Annotated in this window: 10 protein-coding genes; 8 read left to right on the forward strand and 2 right to left on the reverse strand. The window is 50.7% G+C overall.

Translation table 11 applies throughout. From position 1 onward, the window contains the following. The first annotated feature begins 59 nt into the window (after positions 1-59). Entirely contained in the window at positions 60-626 is a 567-nt protein-coding gene (locus tag IC617_RS04480) for a sigma-70 family RNA polymerase sigma factor (protein ID WP_191143784.1), read from the forward strand. Further along, positions 623-2323: a LamG-like jellyroll fold domain-containing protein gene (locus tag IC617_RS19030; protein ID WP_191143785.1), complete on the forward strand. Its 1701-nt coding sequence runs from the start codon at positions 623-625 to the stop codon at positions 2321-2323. The genes IC617_RS04480 and IC617_RS19030 overlap by 4 nt, the downstream gene beginning before the upstream one ends. A 13-nt stretch (positions 2324-2336) precedes the next feature. Here IC617_RS19030 and IC617_RS04490 read toward each other — a convergent pair whose 3' ends face one another. Both IC617_RS04490 and IC617_RS04495 read right to left on the reverse strand, forming a co-directional pair. After that, positions 2337-3749 carry an L-fucose/L-arabinose isomerase family protein gene (locus tag IC617_RS04490; RefSeq protein ID WP_191143786.1) on the reverse strand — a complete coding sequence of 471 codons (1413 nt, stop codon included), beginning with the start codon at positions 3747-3749 and terminating at the stop codon, positions 2337-2339. Positions 3750-3824: 75 nt separating this feature from the next. Further along, positions 3825-7148 (reverse strand): glycosyl hydrolase, encoded by a 3324-nt coding sequence (locus tag IC617_RS04495; protein ID WP_191143787.1) that lies wholly within the window; start codon positions 7146-7148, stop codon positions 3825-3827. Positions 7149-7333: 185 nt separating this feature from the next. On the opposite strand from IC617_RS04495, the gene IC617_RS04500 reads away from it, so the two are divergent. The 6 genes from IC617_RS04500 to IC617_RS04525 all read left to right on the forward strand — a co-directional run bounded on the left by IC617_RS04500 (position 7334) and on the right by IC617_RS04525 (position 20096). Beyond that, positions 7334-7924: a sigma-70 family RNA polymerase sigma factor gene (locus tag IC617_RS04500; RefSeq protein ID WP_369410359.1), complete on the forward strand. Its 591-nt coding sequence runs from the start codon at positions 7334-7336 to the stop codon at positions 7922-7924. After that, the gene (locus IC617_RS04505; protein WP_191143788.1) at positions 7921-9645 is read left to right on the forward strand and encodes a LamG-like jellyroll fold domain-containing protein; all 1725 of its coding nucleotides are present in this window, start codon (positions 7921-7923) and stop codon (positions 9643-9645) included. The genes IC617_RS04500 and IC617_RS04505 overlap by 4 nt, the downstream gene beginning before the upstream one ends. Positions 9646-10020: 375 nt before the next feature. Then, positions 10021-13281 carry a glycosyl hydrolase gene (locus tag IC617_RS04510; protein WP_191143789.1) on the forward strand — a complete coding sequence of 1087 codons (3261 nt, stop codon included), beginning with the start codon at positions 10021-10023 and terminating at the stop codon, positions 13279-13281. A gap of 134 nt (positions 13282-13415) precedes the next feature. Next, positions 13416-17114, forward strand: coding sequence for a glycosyl hydrolase (locus IC617_RS04515; RefSeq protein ID WP_224745776.1), 3699 nt, complete (start codon positions 13416-13418; stop codon positions 17112-17114). Positions 17115-17203: 89 nt separating this feature from the next. Further along, positions 17204-18751 carry a BNR-4 repeat-containing protein gene (locus tag IC617_RS04520; protein WP_191143790.1) on the forward strand — a complete coding sequence of 516 codons (1548 nt, stop codon included), beginning with the start codon at positions 17204-17206 and terminating at the stop codon, positions 18749-18751. A gap of 43 nt (positions 18752-18794) precedes the next feature. Next, a complete protein-coding gene (locus tag IC617_RS04525; protein WP_191143791.1) occupies positions 18795-20096 on the forward strand; it encodes an alginate lyase family protein in 1302 nt (433 codons plus the stop codon). The last annotated feature ends 207 nt before the right edge of the window (positions 20097-20303 follow it).

Below are 20303 nucleotides of genomic sequence, written 5' to 3' on the forward strand. Positions count from 1 at the left end.
TCTTAAGGTGCATCAATTTAATATCCCAAACGACCGCGAACCGAACGATAGTGACCTGAATGTCAGCCAAAGGTGCCTTAACAAGCAATAGCGCTCAGCTGCCCAGTCGTTCAGATAGCTTTATTCAGCTATTTGAAGCCGACAAAAGGCGCATTTACGCCTACATCTACGCATTCGTCCATGACAAAGACGCCGCCGATGAGATTTTTCAGGAGACCAGCGTGCTGCTGTGGCGCGACTTCGACAAGTTTGAAGCCGACAGCAATTTCTCAAAGTGGGCAAATGGTATCGTCTTTAACCGAGTTCGCAGCTATCGCCGTCTCGATAAGCGATTCAAACTGGGGTTAAGCGATGATCTCGCTGAGCAAGTCGCTGCTACCATCGCCCAAAGCGATCCGCTCGGTCACGAAAGTGAAAAGCGCTGGCGTGCCCTGCAAGCCTGCCGCGCGTTACTTCCAAATACCTTGCAACAATTGTATTGCGATTTTTATATCGAAAATGCCAGCGCCCCAGTTGTGGCCGAGCGCACTGGCCGCTCAGTATTTGCTATTCGCAAATCAGTGCAAAAATTGCGCAAAAAACTGTTTGATTGCATTGATCAGAAAAAGCGCGAGGGCCTGTTGTGAATCGCACCGATCAATTTGAACAGATCCGTATGATCGCCGACGCCATTTGTTCGCAGGAGGCGACGCCAGAACAAGTCGCTACGCTTGAACAACTGCTGGCCGGTGATCAGCAAGCCCAGCAGTTTTACTACCAATACATTGAAATGCACGTTCACATGCTGGCCGATGTTGGCCCATCAATGGAGGTGGTGCGGCGTCGTCTACAAGTCGATGAAGTGGTGATCCGCCCGAACTTTGGTCATCAAGGTCGAAACCAGCACTGCGCTCAACCAAGCGAGCTTGGCCAGAGCCAGCCGGCGACAGAAACCATCGAATCCCCCTCACTGTCACAATTAGCCGCTCGCCATTTTAACAAGTGGCTGTTGTTACTCGGGGTTTTTATCGGTCTGTTGGCGACCATGGTGACCTTGATTTTGCTGCAAGGTAACTCAGATGACCACCTCGCAGAAATACTGGATAACGGCACCTTACGAATCGAAGGATTTGGCAAGATAGAGGCAAACCGCCTTTACCCTGGTCTCTATCACGCCCAACAAGCCACGACCTTAGCGCTGCAAACTGGCGAGCGTTTAGCGCTGGCCAAAGATACCCAACTAAAGCTCTACAACACCGCAGAAATTGAACTGATTCAAGGCCAATTAGCACTTCAGCACGCAACCGGCAACAACATCATCTTTGCTGGCCCCCAGTTCCAACTTCACTCTGGCGGCGGTGATGTAACCATCGATCTGACCGGCGCCGATCCGGCGGTAGTCACCACGGCGCAAGAAGCGCATTTAGTACCCAAGCGGTGGCGGCCCAATCATTATTGGCCGTTTGACAGCCGCAGTGATCGCGTTGTCGATTATGCCGGCGAAGCTTCTGGAATTGTCGGCAGTGGCGCCAGCAAAGTTAGCGGCATTATCGGCAATGGAGCCTTTCTGTTTGATAACAGCGCCGAAGCGCGCATCAACGTTGGCAGCGGCGGTGGCACTGCGCCAGCAACCGGCAGTTTTTCGGTAACCGATGGTGTGACCATCGAAGCGCTAGTGGTACCCCATTACGACAGCCAGTTAAAAGCCGAGTTACTCCACGGCGAAATTGACCAGATCTTCCGAAAAGATCAGCACGACCAAGAGCATCGCATGTTGCTGAGCTTTCAAAACAGCAAAGACACGGCACAGATCAAACCCGAGGGAATTACCGGCGAAGCCATTGGCTTTGGTATGTACTTAGTCGGTCAGGGCTACCACACCTTACGCATGCCACTCGATGGCAAAGATGGCAGGCCAACACTGGCCGATTTAAAAGACGGTCAGGCTCATCATATTGTTGCCACCTATGATGTCAGAACGGGCCTCAAGGCTATCTACATTAACGGTGAAATCGGTGCTTGGTATCGCTACCCTGCCGGCTCGAAAATGCTCAGCGGCGGCTCTGGCATGGCCAACATCGGCAACTCGCCCAATACGCCCAATTCCGATAGGGAATCTTATTCGGGCGTCATTGATGAAGTCGCCTTTTACGATTTCGCCCTGCCGGCCCATATGGTTCGCCAGCACTATCAATCGACCCAGCAGCAGGCCAACTATTTCAATGTCACGCCGAACCAATCCAGCCTGCCCCAAGCGCTCATTATTCCACTGCCGGCTCACCATCGAATCACTATTGATCCAGTGACTGGTTTAGTGAGCGATGTGAAGCCGGCTAGCGAGTAATGAACGAAGACCGTTAGCCTGCCGTCAATTTGCGCACTTCAATGCCAACAATGGCGGCAAATTTCTCAATCTTTGAAGCGATATGACCGACACCAATCGCACAATGGTGCGACGGACCACCGCGTGACCAGTCATTCATAAACTCACGCGCCCCCATTGGGAACTTATAACGGCTATTGGTGTTGCCAATGTGCAACGTCGGGCCGGCGACAGACTCGCCCTCACAGACTTGCAAAAACACCGAACCATCGCGCCGCGTCACAACTGACATCACGGTCACGGGGCCATGTTTGACGGTCATTTGAATTGACAGCCCTTTACCCGGTTTGCCGTGATAGACCGGCAGTGGCACCAGTCCGACCCGCCCTTCAGCAATGGCAAAGTGCGCCGGACCATCATGGCCCAAATAAACCACATCATCCTTGAAGTCAGAGAGGTAGAATTCAGAAAATGAGCCGCCGACGCCAAACAGATCCATGATCTTCATCGCTTGCACGTTCTTGATTTCACACTCACCGGCAATCGGCGTGTTGCTGCCAGTCAACAAGGTATTGCCAGCAATGACAGAGGTAACGATGTTTTCATACTCGCCCGAGCCTTCGTAGTAATACGCCATCGAGCCTAGCTGATGTTTGGCGATAAGCTTATCGAGCGCCACGGAGGTTTTAGCCGCCCGCTGCAACTCACTTTGCTCACACTCGGCGGAGACATCAAACTTGTCTGCAAACTCGGCCAGTTTGGCATTGACTTCATCATCGCTCACCGCTTGCCGCAAATCGAACAACTCGCACATTTCAAGGATTTCGAAATGGTTACCAAAAGTTGCCGATTGTTGGGTTAAGTCGCTGTAAACATCGAGCATACCGTTGTAGTAATGGCCTAAGATGCCGACCCGATTTTCGCGCATACCGTGGGCCACTTTGGCGGCATCAACCCAGTCTTTGATTTCTTGCCAGACATAATCTTCTTGCAGATAACCCGACACCACATGGTAATCGACGCCGGAGCGATTAAACACGCACGCCAGCTCTGGCAAAGAGCAGGACTGGCAATGTTCAAGCCACAAGCCGGTCATTTTGCCGCGATCACCCATGGCATTAAATGTTTCATAATCGAGCTGCGCCACCGGCTGAATATTAAGCATCACCACCGGCACTTTGGCTTTTTGCACCACCGGCAATACCGTTGATGACAGCGCATAGGTGGAGATAAACAAAAAGATGATATCGACATCTTCCGTCTTAAATAGCTGGGCCGCTTGTCGGGCTTTTTCTGGGTTATCGACCATGCCCGCATCAACCAAATCTGTGCCCATGGCATTGAGCTGATCACGGATCTGATTGTGATAGCCGGTTAGGTTATCTAAAAGGCCATCAAACTGTGGCCAATAGGTATCCAAACCAATCGAAAATAAACCTGTTTTCATTGTTCAATCCTTAGTGCTTTCCGACACTTTCACTAATACATGCCATTTCGCAGCGCACGAAACCGATTGGTGGCGCTATCGCTCAAGTAATTTCACGGGGCCTATCAGACCAGATGGGATCAAGGCGTCGTCCTTGCTCCAATGTTTCCAAGTAGCAAAGGTGCTGCGATCGCCCGGTTGGTTTGGCGATGGGCCAGTCAGCCAGTCAGGAAACTCAACCAATTGCGAGCCTTGATAACCGTTGACCTTCCAGCTAGCGGTATCGGCGTACTGACGTTCGTCACCAATTAATCGGTTGGGCCATAAATTAGTGACTTCGACAACCAATTGATTGCTGCCTGCGCGTAAGTGCTGACTGGCCTCAAAACGGTATGGCGCCCACATTTTCAAGCCCAAATCGTGGCCGTTGAGATAAACCCGAGCGAACTGATGCACTTGACCTAAATCGAGGACAAACTCTTTGCTACCAGTCTGTTCAGCGCTTCCGCTAAACTCGAAACTGGTTTGATAGCGAGCGGTACCGGCAAAATATTTGACGTCAGCGACCGCATGATCTTTCAAATCAACCAAGCTCGGCATGGCAATCGGCTGCGGCTTTTTCACCCCTTTGATGAAGTCGATCTGCCAAGGGCGATCAATGGTTTGTGTCAGCTGGTAATCTCGGTGATCGACCGTGTTTTCGGTTGTCGCTTGCTCGCTAAATACCACGAAGTAGGATTGGACCTGCTCAAAGTTCAGCTCCATTTGAGTGCGACCATCTTGCTGTTGAAAGTCGCGGATGCGCTGACGTTTACCCGTCATCGGGTCCCACAGCTCGGGCGTTTTGCCAGTGACGCGAAACTCAATGCTGGCAGTAGTCGGCTTCATATCGAGATTGCTGACAAAATAGAAATCGAGCTGCTGCTCCGCGACATGATGGTGACGCCAGACAATGCGATTATCGGTCCCAGAAATGCTCACATCCGGCTTGATATTGAGCGCCGATAGCGCCGCTTCAATCGAATCGAATACCTGACTGCTGAATTGCTCTCCCCAAATCTCATCACGCAGCTGGGCAACGGAGCGCTCTGCTGCCAGACCACCGGCTAAACTCGGCGATTGTTTTGGCGCTTTACCAACAATCACTGCCCCTTGTTTCAGCAAGTGCTTGAGTTTCAGCAACACTTCTGGGCGCATCGAGACATCATCGGCTAGCGATAAGATACGGAACTGGCGCCCAGTGGCGTAGGCCAAATTTTTATCGCTGTTGACGTAGAGCTTGTTGAGTAAACCGTGACTGCTAATAAATTCGAAGTCATAACCTTTCGGCAGTGTTTCATAGACAAAACTGCGGTCGAATTTGGTTGAGGAGTCATCGCCGAGCAAATGCAAAATATCAAACACCGGCTGGCCCTGCTTTAACATGCCCTGGGAGCGTGTCAGGTACTGATTCCAATCATTGATTTCATGCCACCAGGTTTGGGTCCGTTCAAAATGCAGGCCCCAATATCCCAAAGTCATGCCCGGCGCTAAGTTGGTCCAAGGCTGATGGGTAAATAGGTGGTGCGTAATGTTGGTGACGCCGGCGGCTAAATCGGTATCAGCCTGCGATTTGTAATACTGTGGATGATTGAGCCAACGGTTGGCTTCGGGCTTAGCGGTGAATGATTCAGAGCGCACCGGACGGCCATAGATAGAGCCCGCGGAAGCGGTCATTTTTGCCGTCAGATAAGTAAACTCCTGATTCTTTTTGTTGTTCTCAGGTTCGATACCGGCAAAGCTGCTGTTGGCATAAATAATATCGGTTTGGCCCAACGCATAGAGGTTGTCGATAAAGGGCTTCATCGACTGAGCACTAAACTTGATGCCCATGGCATTGGCACGCTCTGTCATGCCGCCATAAAACCGTTCGGCAATTAAATCAGCGATGGTTTTGCGCATATCCCATAAAAAGCGCTCGGTATGATCGTCATGGTGAATGACATACCCCAAGGTTGCTGGCAGATAGCGGATCGGCGAATAACCGCGCATCGCTTCAAAGGTATCAGCAAAATCCTGCGTCCAGTTTTGGCGCCCGACTTCCCAGCTATCAGCATGGGTGCTGGCGAATGCTTTACCGACCTGATCACCAGCCAGCTTTTTAGCCGTTGCTAAGTAGTTGTCAAAGTGAACATCCAACGCGCGGACGTTCATTTTATCCACTTCAAGCCCTTCGCCGCCTGGCGAAGCCGGTCGATTAATGGCTTCAGTCGACGACATGCCAAAGCGGATAATGGTCCACTCGTCGCTTGGTGGGGTCCAGTTGAGAGTGCCATCGGTCGCTAGGTGATGCGAGACATCGATAATCGAATCAAGAGCAATACTATTGGCTGAATCGATTTGCTGACTGAATTGTTGGCGCTCAGCTTTCGGATCGAAGAACGGGAATGAGTGCGCCGCTTTTTTGCACCAATCATCAATGCGAGGGCGGTTATCTAAAGCAATTTCGCGCACTGACACCTGCACTTTTGGCATTGCCGTGTAGAGCAGTTTGTTGTCCGTTGGCTTGAACACCAATTTGGCATGACGGGTTGTGACCGGCTCAAATTGGAAGCAACCAATGTCGTCATAAATCTGACCGCGATGAGCAGAAGCGACTTCGCGATAATTGTCACCATCATCGGACACCAACAGATAGTTGCGCCCCATCATGCCGTAGGCGGCAAATTTAACGAACGCGTTGCGAAAGGTGTAAGGCTCCTCGAAATCAAGTTCGATATAGATTTCGCCGGTCTTTTCATCAAGCGTTGGCGACACTTGGGTATTCCAGTCACCGTCGACCGCCTTGTTCGCCGCACTTGGCTGGTACCACTTTTCGCCAGAAACCCTCACCTCATCAAGCAACTGTTGGAAGTTGGGCTCAACAAAGCCTTTTGGCGTAGGAAAAGCGAGCGTGGCAATGTCCTGATAGTAGCCAAGCGGGGCATGTGATTTGGCAAATTTAATGGCTTGATTGCGATCGCTGATATTCACCTCGCTCCACGCCAATTCCTTCATTCCCAGCTCGGGTGAAATCCAAGGGCCACCGGCAACAGACCAGCCCTCGCCGTTGTAGAGATTGACTTGCAGGTTCAGCTCAGCGGCGGTTTTAAAGGTGAACTGCAACAATTGCTGGTAGTCATCGGAAAGAAAGCGCACCGGTCCCTGTGGCACCATGCCATGCTCGTTAATATGCATCAGCAAGACGCCGCCCAAACCGGCGTCCGCCATCGATTTGAGATCGGCGTAGATGCCCTCCTGGGTCATATTGCCATTGATCCAATACCAAAATGCCCAAGGTTTATCGGTCTCTTTGGGCGATTCAAAGGTATCCACCAGCGAGTTGGCCGAAGCGGTGAATATTGAAAAAACTAAGGCAAGGGTGACTAAATATCGATTCATTGTGGATGCGCACTTGGTTAATGGTTCTGAGCTTCTAGTTAGAAAAGGCCGGGATTTTTCAGGTTGATACCCTGTTTCAGAAAAAAATGTGACATCGGCGAAAGCGGCGTAATTTTTTTTACCGAGCAGAGCGCTTTGTCGTATAGTCTGTGCTTCGTTTTTTCACAGAGACGTGGTGTGTAGTAGTGTCGAAGCAAGTCGTGGCAGCCCAGAATTGCGGGCAGGTTTCAAAGGCTGACAGCCAAGAAGCTGCCTTTATGGCTTTGTTCAATGCCGACAAAAACCGGCTCTACACCTACATCTATGCATTTGTCACCAACCGCGCGGCGGCGGATGATATTTTTCAAGAAACCAGCATGGCGCTGTGGAAAGATTTCGCCAAATTTGAGCTTGGCACCAACTTTTCCAAATGGGCCAACGGCATCGCATTTAATCGAGTGTGTGATTATCGCCGCAAGCACAAGCGCCTGACGTTGGGGTTAAGCGATAGCTTTCTTGATGAGCTGCAACAAGATGTCGCAGCAATGGATTCGGAAACAATGGATTCGGACGTCCACCAACAAGAACAACAATGGCACCGGTTAGAACATTGCTGCGCCTTGCTGCCAAGTACCTTAAAGCAGATTTACACTCGGTTTTATGTCAATAACCTAAAAGCCCAGCAGATTGCCGATGATACCGGCCGCTCGATCCATGCCATTCGCAAAGCGATCCACAAGCTGCGCAAAAAGCTGTTTGACTGCATCGAGCCCAAGCTTGATGGAGATTGCCAATGAGCCTCGACGATCGCTACCAACAGGTCCGCGAAATTGCCGATGCGATTTGCGATGACACCGTCTCACCATCTCAGCTGCAGCAATTAGAACAACTGTTACACAACAACCCTGCGGCCAAAGCCTATTACCTCAAATACCTTGGCATGCATGTGCGCTTATCATCAGCGGCGGATGCGCCCATGGAATTCGTTTATCGGAGGATGACCGAAGAATTTATCGTGCGGCCAAACTCAAGCGCCAACGACATCGAGCCACCAACGCTCACAGGCGTTTCGGAGCAGATTGTTTCTGAGCCGATAGCCGCAGAGCAAACACACGGCCAACAAGAACCCCAACAAACCGCCAAGCGCCCCACTCGCCTCAAATTCGTGGCTCTGGTTATCATGCTAGCGAGCTTACTCATCGCCATGCTGTTTTGGCTGGATGAAATGGGCGAGCAGCACACGCCGCGAGAATTTAGCGCCGCTATTGTCTCGGGCAACTTATCGATTGTGAATTTGGGTCATATCGATGGTCATACTCTGTACGCTGGCGAGTATCACACCGACCATCAAGCGACCCTGCAACTGGCGACCGGTGAAACCATTGAATTGGCGCCCCATAGCCGGGTCAAATTTCTCAACAATCATGAGTTGGAGTTAAAACAAGGGGCCATTTCAATTACCCACGCCAATCAGCACAAGCTGATATTGCATGGGCCGACATTTAGTCTCTATGGCTCCGAATCGACGGTCTCATTGGATTTAAGGCCGCTCAAACCGGTCGTGACCAGCGGCAAGCAAACGGTACTGCTGCCGCAGCGCTGGCGCCCGACTCACTATTGGCCATTTGAAGGCCAAACCGACCGCGCTATCGATTCGGCTGGCAGCTCGGATGGTATCGTGTCGTCAGGCGCGACCAAAGCGCCCGGCTTGGTCGGCAAGTACAGCTATTCATTTGATAATAGTTATGACGCTCGCATTAATGTCGGTAGCGGCGGTGGCATTGCTCCGGCAACGGGCTCATTTGCGGCGACTGACGGCGTCACTATCGAAGCCTTAGTTGCGCCCAATTATTCTGCGGAAAAAGGCGACATGGATGAAATCTTCCGCAAAGATCAAGCCGATAAAGAGTTGCGGATGTTGCTGAGCTTTCAGCATAACCACACCAATAAAAGCTTTGTACGGCCCCAAGGCGACTACGCCGAAAGCCTGAGTTTTGGCCTGTATTTGGTCGGCCAAGGCTATCACGAACTGAAACTGGCGCTGGACGGTGTAGACGGCCGCCCTTCCCTTGCCGAGATTAATAGCGGCAAAACATTCCATGTGGTGGCAACTTACGATGTCAGCTCGGGACTAAAAGCGATTTATATCAACGGGGAAATGCTCGCCTATTACCAATATCCCCCTGGTCTGAAAATGCTAAGCGGCGGTACGGGTGCCGCCAACATTGGTAATTCGCCAAACTTAACTGAGCGATTTAGAAACCCACCAGACAAAGATCGGGTGTTTAATGAAGCGTTTACCGGCCTAATCGATGAAGTGGCATTTTATGATTACGCCCTGCCGCCATTGATGGTTGAGCGTCATTTTCAGCACAGCCAACAAGGCCTTAGTTACTTCGGATTCGAGCCAAGCTCAACACCGTTACCTCAGCAAATCAATTTGCAGTTACCGGCCAATCGTCGCATCGAGCTCGATCCGCTCACCGGTCTTCCACATCAGATCATTGACACCAAATAAATACCAATCCATGTAGACATTTGCTCAACTCAGAGCGAGTCCAGAGCGGATAGTTTTAGGCATTTTCAGTCATGAATAGTGCCTCTATTCTGGCTGAGAATAACGACAAAATAGCGGCTCTGGAACGCTCCTTTCAGGCGTTCGATAAAGGCTAGCACTCTTCGTTAATGCCCATATCCCAGAGAATGACTATGCCACACGGTCATTGCCTTGATTGCTAGCCTTTCTCGTTACGCTGAGTGGGCAAATGTCTACATGGATTGGTATAACTCCCCCTGTTTTCTCAATACAGGGGTAGCAATTTTGTCGCCTGCGGCCTTTTCTTAGCAAAGCTAATCGTTGCCCGCCCTTTGGGCGCTAAAGGCCATACACCCCATGAACTTGAAAGCTCTGTTAATTGCCGGTGTCACATTCCATTTACTGTGTGCTTCCAGCAACGCCGAACAACTCTCGGCGCAAGACTTTAAAGACCCAGCGAAACCTTACCTGCCGAAAACCTGGATGCATGCCATGAACGGCAACCTCAGCAAACCGGGGTTCAGCGAAGACTTCAAAGCGATGAAAGATGCCGGTATTGGCGGCGCCATATTCTTTCATGTCCATCGCCGCAACTGGCCCTACTCATCCCGTGGCCCAGTGCGCTTTGGCAGCGAGGCTTTTTTTGACCACCTAGTTCACGCAGCAGCAGAAGCCGACAAAAATGACATTGAGTTTGGCATTCACAATGCCGATGGCTGGACCTCCAGCGGCGGCCCTTGGGTCACACCTGAGATGTCAATGAAACGCATCACTTGGTCTGAACTGGCGATCAAAGGTGGCCAAACCGTGATGCCACCGCAGCCGGGTTACGCCGAAGGTTTGTATCAAGACGTGGCGGTGATTGCGCTGCCTGCCAACCCATTTAATCAAAGTAACGCCTTTGCCAAGGCTAAGCTCAGTGTTTCCGATCCAAATTTGGATGCCAGCGTCCTCGCCGATCAGGATTGGGATACGGAGTTAGCATTTAATAAAACCGCTGATGACCAATACTGGGTCCAAGTGGAACTCGACCAACCAACCGCGCTGCGCAGTTTGCAAATCGAAACGCCCAACCGACATGGCGACGCGGCCTTGCAAATTTCCGATGATGGCGTTCATTTCACCACCGTGGTTGAGAAACTGCGCCGACCAAGAACCGGTGCCCGAATGTGGACCTTTAGCCCACAGTTGGTCAGCGAGCAGCAAGATGGCTACACCGCTAAATACTTCCGTTTAGTGTTTACCAAACCAATTGCGCTAAAACGCTTTGACTTGTGGTCTGTACCGCGAATCAATGATTGGTTGTCGATGAATTCAATGGAGCGCGGCAAGCTCAGCCTTGCGCCACAAATCAATCCGCAAGCTATCACCAAAGCCGACGAGGTGTTAGTGCTAAACCGTGGTGATCTGCCCAGCAATGGCGTTACATTGCCTGCTGGCAGCTGGCGAGTGCTCCGATTTGGCTACACCAGCACCGGTGCTTTTAATGTCCCCGCAACGGTCGAGGGAGAAGGCTTAGAAGTCGATAAATTTGATGCCGAAGCGTTGCGCCATCACTTTGATCAATACGTGGGCAAGCTGGTCAAAAAAGTCAAAGCGCAAGGCATTCAGTCACTTAAAGCTACTGAAATTGACAGTTATGAAGTCGGCGGCCAAAACTGGACTAAAGACATTGATAAGAGCTTTCAGGCAAAGTTTGGCTACGACTTCATCCCTTGGCTGCCATTGATGACCGGCCGCGTGATCGAATCCCCTGAGCACGCCGGCGGCATTTTGCAGGAGTTTCGTCAGCACCAGTCTGATTTAATGGTGGAAAACTATTTTGGCGAGTTTACTCGGCTGGCCAAGCAATATGGTCTGGAATCTTATATCGAACCTTATGGTTGGGGGCCTTTTGATGAACTGGCCTCAGGCGGTCAGGCCGATCGTTTGATGGGAGAATTCTGGGTTCGCGATCAGGTTTACAATGGCCGAGTGTCTGCGGCCATTTCTTCTGGCCACATTTACGGCAAAAACATTATTTCGGCTGAATCCTTTACTTCGATTCGAACCGTCAATTGGTACGGTCACCCCTACTTTTACAAGCATTATGGCGACAAGATGTGGGCCCGTGGCATTAACGAAACCATGTTCCATCGCTTTGCTCACCAGCCCAACAATCATATCAAGCCCGGCATGACCATGGACTCCATTGGCTCTCACATTGACCGTACCCAAACTTGGTGGGGCAATGGTGGCGCGGCGTGGTTTGACTACTTAGCTCGCGGCTCTTATCTGCTGCAACAAGGCGTACCAGATGCCGATTTTCTCATCCACTTGGGCGACTTAGCACCACTGCGAGTTGGTAACGGCAACAATACGGGCGTACCCGATGGTTTTGGCTATGACTACACCAATACCGATGTATTGCTCAATCGAATTAGCGTCAAAGACGGCTGGCTGGTATTGCCTGAAGGCACCCGCTACCGCGCCCTGCAACTGTATAAAACCGACTACCTACATCTGAAAACCCTAAAGCGGGTGCAGCAGTTGGTCGCTGCCGGCGCCACAGTGATTGGCGATAAACCCAAGCAGGTCATTGGCTACAGCGAATGGCCGCAACAAGCAGAATTCAATCGCATTGCCGATGAGCTTTGGGGCGATACCGCCAACACCATTAATCGCTATGGTAAAGGCATCGTCAGCAGCTTTAATCTTGAACAAAGCATTGTTGAGTTGGATTACCAGCCGGACTTACTAATCAACAACTCTCCGGCGAAGTTCTTTGCCCAGCGCCGTATTGGCAACAACGATTTGTATTACTTCTATAACGATCAACCGACGTTTCAACAGCTGACCGTTGATTTGCGCGATGGCGATGGCACTCCGGAAATTTGGAACATTGATGATGGCAGCATTGAACAAATCAATAGCTATCGTCGCCAAGGCAAACGACTGATCACCGAGTTGGCGTTAGAGCCCTATGCTGGCCGCTTTGTTTACATCCGCCGCGATGACCATGCACCAAGTTACAACGGCAATCACTCGCAGTTGGTGAAAGACGTTTACCAAAGTGGCAATGAAGCGCAGATCAGCGAACTCACTGGCGCTTGGTCGGTCGAGTTTGATCGCAAATGGGCAGGCCCCAGCAAAGTCAGCTTTGAGCAATTAATGGATTGGACCGATAGCGCCATTGAGGGCATCAAATACTATTCCGGCACCGCCAATTACCACAAAACTTTTGCGCTAAGCGAGCAGCAGGCCAACAGTGATCAACCGCTATATCTGGATTTAGGCGATGTCCAGCAAATTGCCCAAGTCAGTATTAATGGCAAGCCGTTGGCGACGCTATGGAAGCCGCCATTTGCCGTTGATATTCGCAGCGCCGTTCAAGCTGGCGAAAACCAGTTAACGGTGGCGATCACCAACACTTGGGTCAATCGCCTGATTGGTGATGAAGCACTGCCTGATACCAGCGGCTATAGCATGACCGGCGATACAGTTGCGTGGTTAAACAACAATGAGCCGCCACCAGCGAGTGAACGGGTCACCTTCACCGGCTTTAACTTCTTCATCAAACAACCGAAAGAATTACAAACGTCCGGCTTACTCGGCCCAGTTCGTTTGATCGCGCCCTAATTCAAGGAGCAAAAATTAAATCATCCCCAAATTAAATCATCCAAAGGGGTAGCAAATTCCACTCTGCCCCACTTTTCTTGTTAATTGTTAGTGCAATGTCCGCTGCAAATCGCAAGCGGAGACTGGAATGATTCATGCCAAGCCACAACCTGATGAGCGCCGCCGCGGGCGCCAATAAAGCCCATCGATTACTTCACATCGCCGGTGTTTGTTTCATATCGGCGCTAGTTGCCAGCTGCGGCGAAGCGCCACATCAACCAGCACCTGATTCAGCAGTTGCCCCCGCAACGTTTCAGCAATCAACTGAGCAGCAGCCAACTAGCAAGCTCCATCAGCCCTCTAGTCCGATGCCGGAATCCTTCTATCAGGCGTCAACAGCCGAACTCAAACGCAATTTTCAAAACCCTCCGGATGCGGTTAAACCTTGGGTGTATTGGTATTGGGTGAACGATCATATTTCCAAAAGCGGCATCGAAAATGATTTAGCGGCAATGCAAAAAGCCGGCATCAGCACCGCACTGATCGGCATTATTCACCTAAAGCCAAGTATTGGCGGTTATGGTTCAGTCGCAGCGCTGAGCGACGAATGGTGGGATCACCTGCGCTTCGCGATCGAAAAAGCGGCCGATTGCGATATTGATATTGGCCTGTTCAACTCGCCAGGCTGGAGCCAATCTGGTGGTCCTTGGGTTAATCTTGACCAATCCATGCGTTATTTGGATTCAACCGAATACCAAGTCAGTGGACCGAGTCATCAGCCAATCACCCTAAGCGAGCCTGACGGTTTTACTCAAAGCGTTAAAGTCATTGCCTTTAAAACGCCCGCCGGTGAAGCGGAGCGACTGAATCAACAACAAACAACGATGAGCATTGAATCGCACGGTTTGTCGAACCCTATCGATGTGTCGGATAGCAAGGCATTGATAGACGGCGATCCGCAATCGGTTTACCTATTCCCGAGCGAACTGGTCAATCAAAAAAGCGAGGCCAACAGCGCCGCTGAACTGCAGATTGATTTTAACCATCAGCAGCCGTTACGGGCACAAACACTAGCGATTTATCCGCACCAGCCATTCTCCGCGCAGGCCACCTTATCGGCCAAAACTGCCAGCGGTGAGTTTCAGGTGATCCGCGAATTTTCGCTGCAGCGGCCGCGCGATAAAGCGGCGATTGGTCCTGATCATGACGCTCCGATAGTCATCAACTTTGCGCCGGTTGAATCGCAACAGTTCCGACTGTCACTGACTGCAATCAAACAAACCAAGGTAAACAGCGAGCAAGTACCGGGCCTTAAAGAAGTGGTGTTGTCGGCTGGCTACAAGCTTGAGCGCTATGTCGAGAAGAAGCTTGCCAAGGTTCACCCAACCCCGCAGCCGAAACATGATAGTTATATCTGGCCGGCGCCATTAACCGCGTCTGAGCCAGCAATGGCCATTGACGCCAGTCAGGTGTTAGATGTCACTGAATTTGTCAGCAACGGCCAGCTCAATTGGCATCCGCCCGAAGGTCAATGGACGGTGGTCCATTACTTTATGCGACCGACCGGCACCACCAATGGCCCATCCAGCGCCAATGCCAGAGGGCCGGAAATTGACAAGCTGAGCAAATCCATCGCTCAATTTCACTTCGATGCCTACATCGGCCAGATCCTCACCACCATGAAACCCGAGCAACGGCGAGCGCTCAAGTACGCCGTGGTTGATAGCTACGAGCAAGGCGCACAAAACTGGACCGATGGATTTGCCGATAAGTTCCAGCAACAGTTTGGTTATGATCCGATCCCCTTCCTGCCCGTTTATACCGGACGCATCGTCAACAGTGCTCAGCAAAGCGAGCGGTTCTTATGGGATATGCGCCGACTGGTGGCCGACAAAGTGTCTTACCAATACACCGCCGGACTGCGAGAGCGCGCCCATCAGCATGGCTTAAAATTATGGTTGGAAAACTACGGTCACTGGGGCTTTCCGGGCGAGTTTTTACAGTATGGTGGGCAAGCCGATATTGTCAGTGGTGAATTCTGGGCGTCGGGCAACTTAGGCGCAATCGAACTCAAAGCGGCATCGTCTGCGGCGCACATTTACGGTCACAAAACCGTGATGTCTGAATCCTTCACCGCCGGCCGCAGCGACTCATTTAAAAACCATCCATGGCACTTTAAAAAGCGTGGCGACTGGTCATTTGTTGAGGGTATTAATCACACCCTGCTCCACGTTTATATTCAGCAAGCTTACGACGACCGATTTCCCGGTGTGAATGCTTGGTTTGGCTCTGAGTTTAACCGTCATAACCCATGGTTTGATTTCATGGGCAGTTGGCTCGATTACATCAAGCGCGCTAACTATATGATGCAGCAAGGCAACTATGTCGCCGACATCATGTATTTTATCGGCGAAGATGTGCCGAAAATGACCGGTGAGCTAAAACCTGCGGTGCCAGCCGGTTATTCCTATGATTTCATTAACGCCGAAGTCATTCTCAACCGCCTAACAGTACAAGATGGCGAGTTTGTCTTACCCAACGGCATGCGTTTCAAGTTGTTGGTGCTGCCCAACCTTGCCACCATGAGGCCTCAAGTGCTCACTAAGCTCAGCCAACTGGTGGCCGATGGCGGTGCTATTTATGGCCCGAAGCCGAGCCACTCACCGAGCTTGCAAAACTATCCTGCAGCCGACAAAAAAGTTACGCAACTGGCCAATGCGTTATGGCAACAAATAGATGGGTATCAGATCAAACAAGCTCAGTTTGGCAACGGTCAGGTGTTTTATTCCACGGAAGCCAAGGTCGACTTGGCGACCATCATGGCACAACTAAAGCGCCCTGAAGACCTCAGTGGCTTGCCCGAATCAGTGATTTGGAGTCATCGCCAAAGCGACAGTCACGACATTTACTTTATTGCCAACCAGTCCGAGTCCGACATCTCCATCGCGCCAAGTTTTCGCTCGCAGGCTGACTTGCGCCCGCCCCAGCGTTGGGATGCGGTTACCGGCCAAATCCAACAAGTCGGCCAATTTCTGCAGCAGCAGGGCCGCGTCACAGTGCCAATGACGCTAAAAGGTTTGGAGTCCACCTTTGTGGTTTTTGCCCGGACGGCCGACACGCCCGCTATCAACAGCGCAAACAGTATGCAACAGCCTGTCATTAAGGCGATTAGCAAGCTTGACGAGTCGCTAGCAATACCAACTTGGTTGTCCAGCGCTTTGGATTCGAGCGGCAATGTGATCCTTGATGTAGCCGCCAACGGCAACTATCAGATAGAATTCACAAGCAATCAAAAGCAACAAATATCGGTCAATGATTTACCTTCACCGAAGGTTCTCGAACAGCCATGGCAGCTCACTTTGCAACAAAACCGAGATGTTGCAACCGAGCTTGAGCTTGCGCAACTGGTGTCGTTAACCGAGTTACAGCCGTTGGCGTTGCAGCATTATTCCGGCGTAGTGAGCTACCGCAATGAGTTTCAACTGGACGCTCAGCTGTTGCGCTCAGATCAACGCTGGTTACTTGATTTAGGTGAAGTAGGAGTGATTGCTCGCGTGCAAGTCAATGGCAAAGATTTCGGCGAACTATGGAGCCGACCGCTACAAGTGGATATTACCAACGCCCTGAAAGCGGGCCACAACCAACTGCATATTGAAGTAGCAACGACGTGGCTAAACCGTTTAGTGGGCGATCAAAAATACCCCGAGCAGTGGCCCGATAGTGCGCAGCCAAAACAGTTTCAAAGCCAAATTACCTTTGCCACCAAGATCAACAAACAGACGCCGCTACAACCGTCGGGGTTAATCGGTCCTGTGCAACTAAAACCAATTAGAACAATAACATTGTCACATTGATGGCCTGAGCTTGGCTCACTGTTCGAGCCAAGTTCACCGCAACCGCGCAGTCATCAAGCGAACAGAAATAGTTAGGGGAAAACCAACACATGCTTAAAGTCATCCAAACGGTGAAGCAATTTGTCACCATTGGCACCGTCAGCGCGCTAATGGTCGGCTGCGCCACGACAAGTAACCAAGCTGCCGCTAACAAGGACAACATTTACCTTGAAAGCGAAACCAAAATTACCGACCGCGCGTTGTTTTTTGATGGCAAGAAAATGGGTAATGTCCATCAAACCCTCAACACCAAGAATGATCCCAACGGCAAATATGACTACCAATATGGTCCGGCCATCTCGCCCCATGGCGATGCCATCAAAACCTACAAACACTATGTGTTTATGACTTGGTATCGCGGCGGTAAGTACGACCGCCACATGATGCTATCGCGCTTGAACTTAAAAACTGGGCAACTGAAACACATTGAATTTCCGCATCAACACACTGGTTTGGTGGGTCGTTGGTGGATTGGCGAAACCCACAATACCATTGCCGTGGGGATCAGCCCGAAAGATGAAACCATCCACTTGGTGTTTGACCTGCATGCTTACAACCGTCACTCGGATACCGGCGGCAATGGCAGTTTCGAAAAAGACTATTTTCGCTATAGCTACAGCATTGATGGTGCAGCCACCGTCAGCGACGATGACTTTAATTTAGATTTGTTTGTTAAAGACACCAGCAGCCACAGCGAAGGGCCGGATGATTACAAGCACTTGTCGATGACAGGGGCAGAAGATCACGATGCTCACGCCAAACTGACCTACCCGAAATTTTTCCTCAATGACCAAGGCGACCTGTTTTTCTATATTCGCCAAGGCACATCTCATGATGGCAAGGGCATTTTCAACAGTTACAAGGGCAACGGCATTTGGCAGCCGTTTCAAAGTATTAATAAGCTCAACGTCAAAGAAAATGGTCTGGACTACAACTGGAGCAACTATGGCCGCATGAAGTTTGCTAACGGCAAACTCGGGTTTGGCTTTCAACGTCGCCTCAACAATAAAGAGGACAGATATCGCTATCAGAACGGCGTTTACTTCATGTATTCGGACGATCCGTTGGGCCAGTCAGAATGGAAAAACTATAAGGGTGAGCCCATTGAGTTACCGCTGATTGCTGCCGCCCCCGCCTTTGTCACAGAGCCTGGCGATTTGGTCACAACCCAAGCCAAAAACAAAGTGGTGATCACCGGCGGCTTTGACTGGACCATCACCGAAAATGGCGATGTGCACATCATTAGCCGAGTAAAAGACGCCGAAAACAAAGTCACCGTCCACTTACACCATTACAAACCAGCTGGACAAAATGAGTTCATCACCACCACTGATTTTGTTGGTGCCAACGACATTTACACCTCTGGCGGCAACATCTACATCATCGGTTTGGAAAATGGCCAACCTTACATCGAGCAAGCCAAAGGCGGCACTAATGACTTTAAGCGGGTTTATCAAGGTAAAAAACTCGCTGCCAATTACAAAAAAGGTGAAGTCTATATTGCCGACGGCAAGCTCTATTACTACCTGTTGGCAGAAGGTGAAGGTGACCAGCGCACCACCTATTTGCAAATCATCAATTTATTCGGCGATCAGTAATTGCTGATATATGGACCTCAACGCATCACGAGATCATCACACAATGAAAACAACACTCACCGCACTAGCTCTAGCAATTGGCCTATCAGCTTGCAGCCAAACCGACTCTTTCAGTCTGGCGCCGGCAAACGATGGCAATAGCCAAGCAGCCGCAGCACCAGCCGCCTCCCACATTGAAGCCTCTGGCTTGGTGTATTTGAATGAACAGCGTTTAAAGCTAGCCAAACAAGCGCTGGCAGCAAAGGACAAGCGCTATACAGCGGCTTATAACAAACTCATTGCCCTCGCCAACAAAGAACTCAACAAGCCAATCGATCCGGTCACCAACAAAACCATGCTACCGGCAAGTGGCGATATTCATGACTACTACACCCTTGGCTCTTATTATTGGCCTGATCCAAGCAAACCAGACGGTTTGCCGTGGGTATACAAAGATGGTCAGTTTAACCCCATCAGCAAAGGCCCAGAAACCGATTGGAATCGCCGCTTAAAAATGTTGAAGTCGTTGAACACACTCAACTTGGCCTACTATTTTTCTGCCGATCAACAGTACCTCGATAAAGCCAAGCGAATTGTTAAAGCCTGGTTTGTTGATCCACAAACCCGAATGAATCCCAACATCAATCACGGTAAGGCGATTCCGGGCAAAGCGGACGGCACTAACTTCGCCATTATTGACTGGACCGATATTGGTCAAGTGATTACCACAGTGCAGCTGCTGGAAAGTAACAACCAGTGGAGCAAGGCTGACAAGGCCGTCATGGACAAATGGTTAGATGATTATTACACCTGGCTGACCACCAGCGAGTTCGGCATTCAAGAAAGCACTCGGCACAATAACCATGGCACCAACTATGACTATCAAGCCATTGGCTTAATGATCTATCTGGGCAAACTGGAGCAGGCGAAAGCAAAAATTGAAGCCACCAAAGAAACCCGAATTGCAGCCCAAATTGCCGCGGATGGCAGTCAACCATTGGAATTGGCCAGAACTAAGTCGGTGAACTACACCGTCAATAACTTATGGGCGTTAGCACGAATTGCCGACTTGAGCCGCCGTCACACCAATATCGATCTGTGGTCGCATACCAGCAAAGATGGCGTCAGCTTAAAAACCGGCTATGACTTTGTGGTGCCCTACTTAACTGGCGAAAACAAATGGCAATGGCAACAGATCACCGGCGGCGGCGCGGATGCCCAACTGGTCAAGCTGGCTCTGCCGATGTTCAGTAAAAGCGAATTGCTGTTGGGTGAAACCGTGCTCCCCGAGGGTTTGAATGGCTATGACAAATTCAGCCCACAAGACATTTTGACCTACGCGCCACAACCAACAACCGAACAATAATTTAGCAAGCACACCTTAGCGAAGACTGCTCTTGTCTGGGCCTAAAGTTGCTCAGTTTTTATATTTCCCGTTGAGAACGGTGAGTAGCGCATTGGGCAAAAGGTAAAGCCGAGGACTGTTTGAGCCTTAGCTTTTCATAAGGCGAGTTCCGCAGGCGCTTTTGTGCAAGAGCAACGCAACGAACCCGCGTAGCGGGCGAGAACGCCG

It is taken from the genome of Neiella litorisoli, from assembly GCF_014773395.1.
Classification (GTDB): domain Bacteria; phylum Pseudomonadota; class Gammaproteobacteria; order Enterobacterales; family Neiellaceae; genus Neiella; species Neiella litorisoli.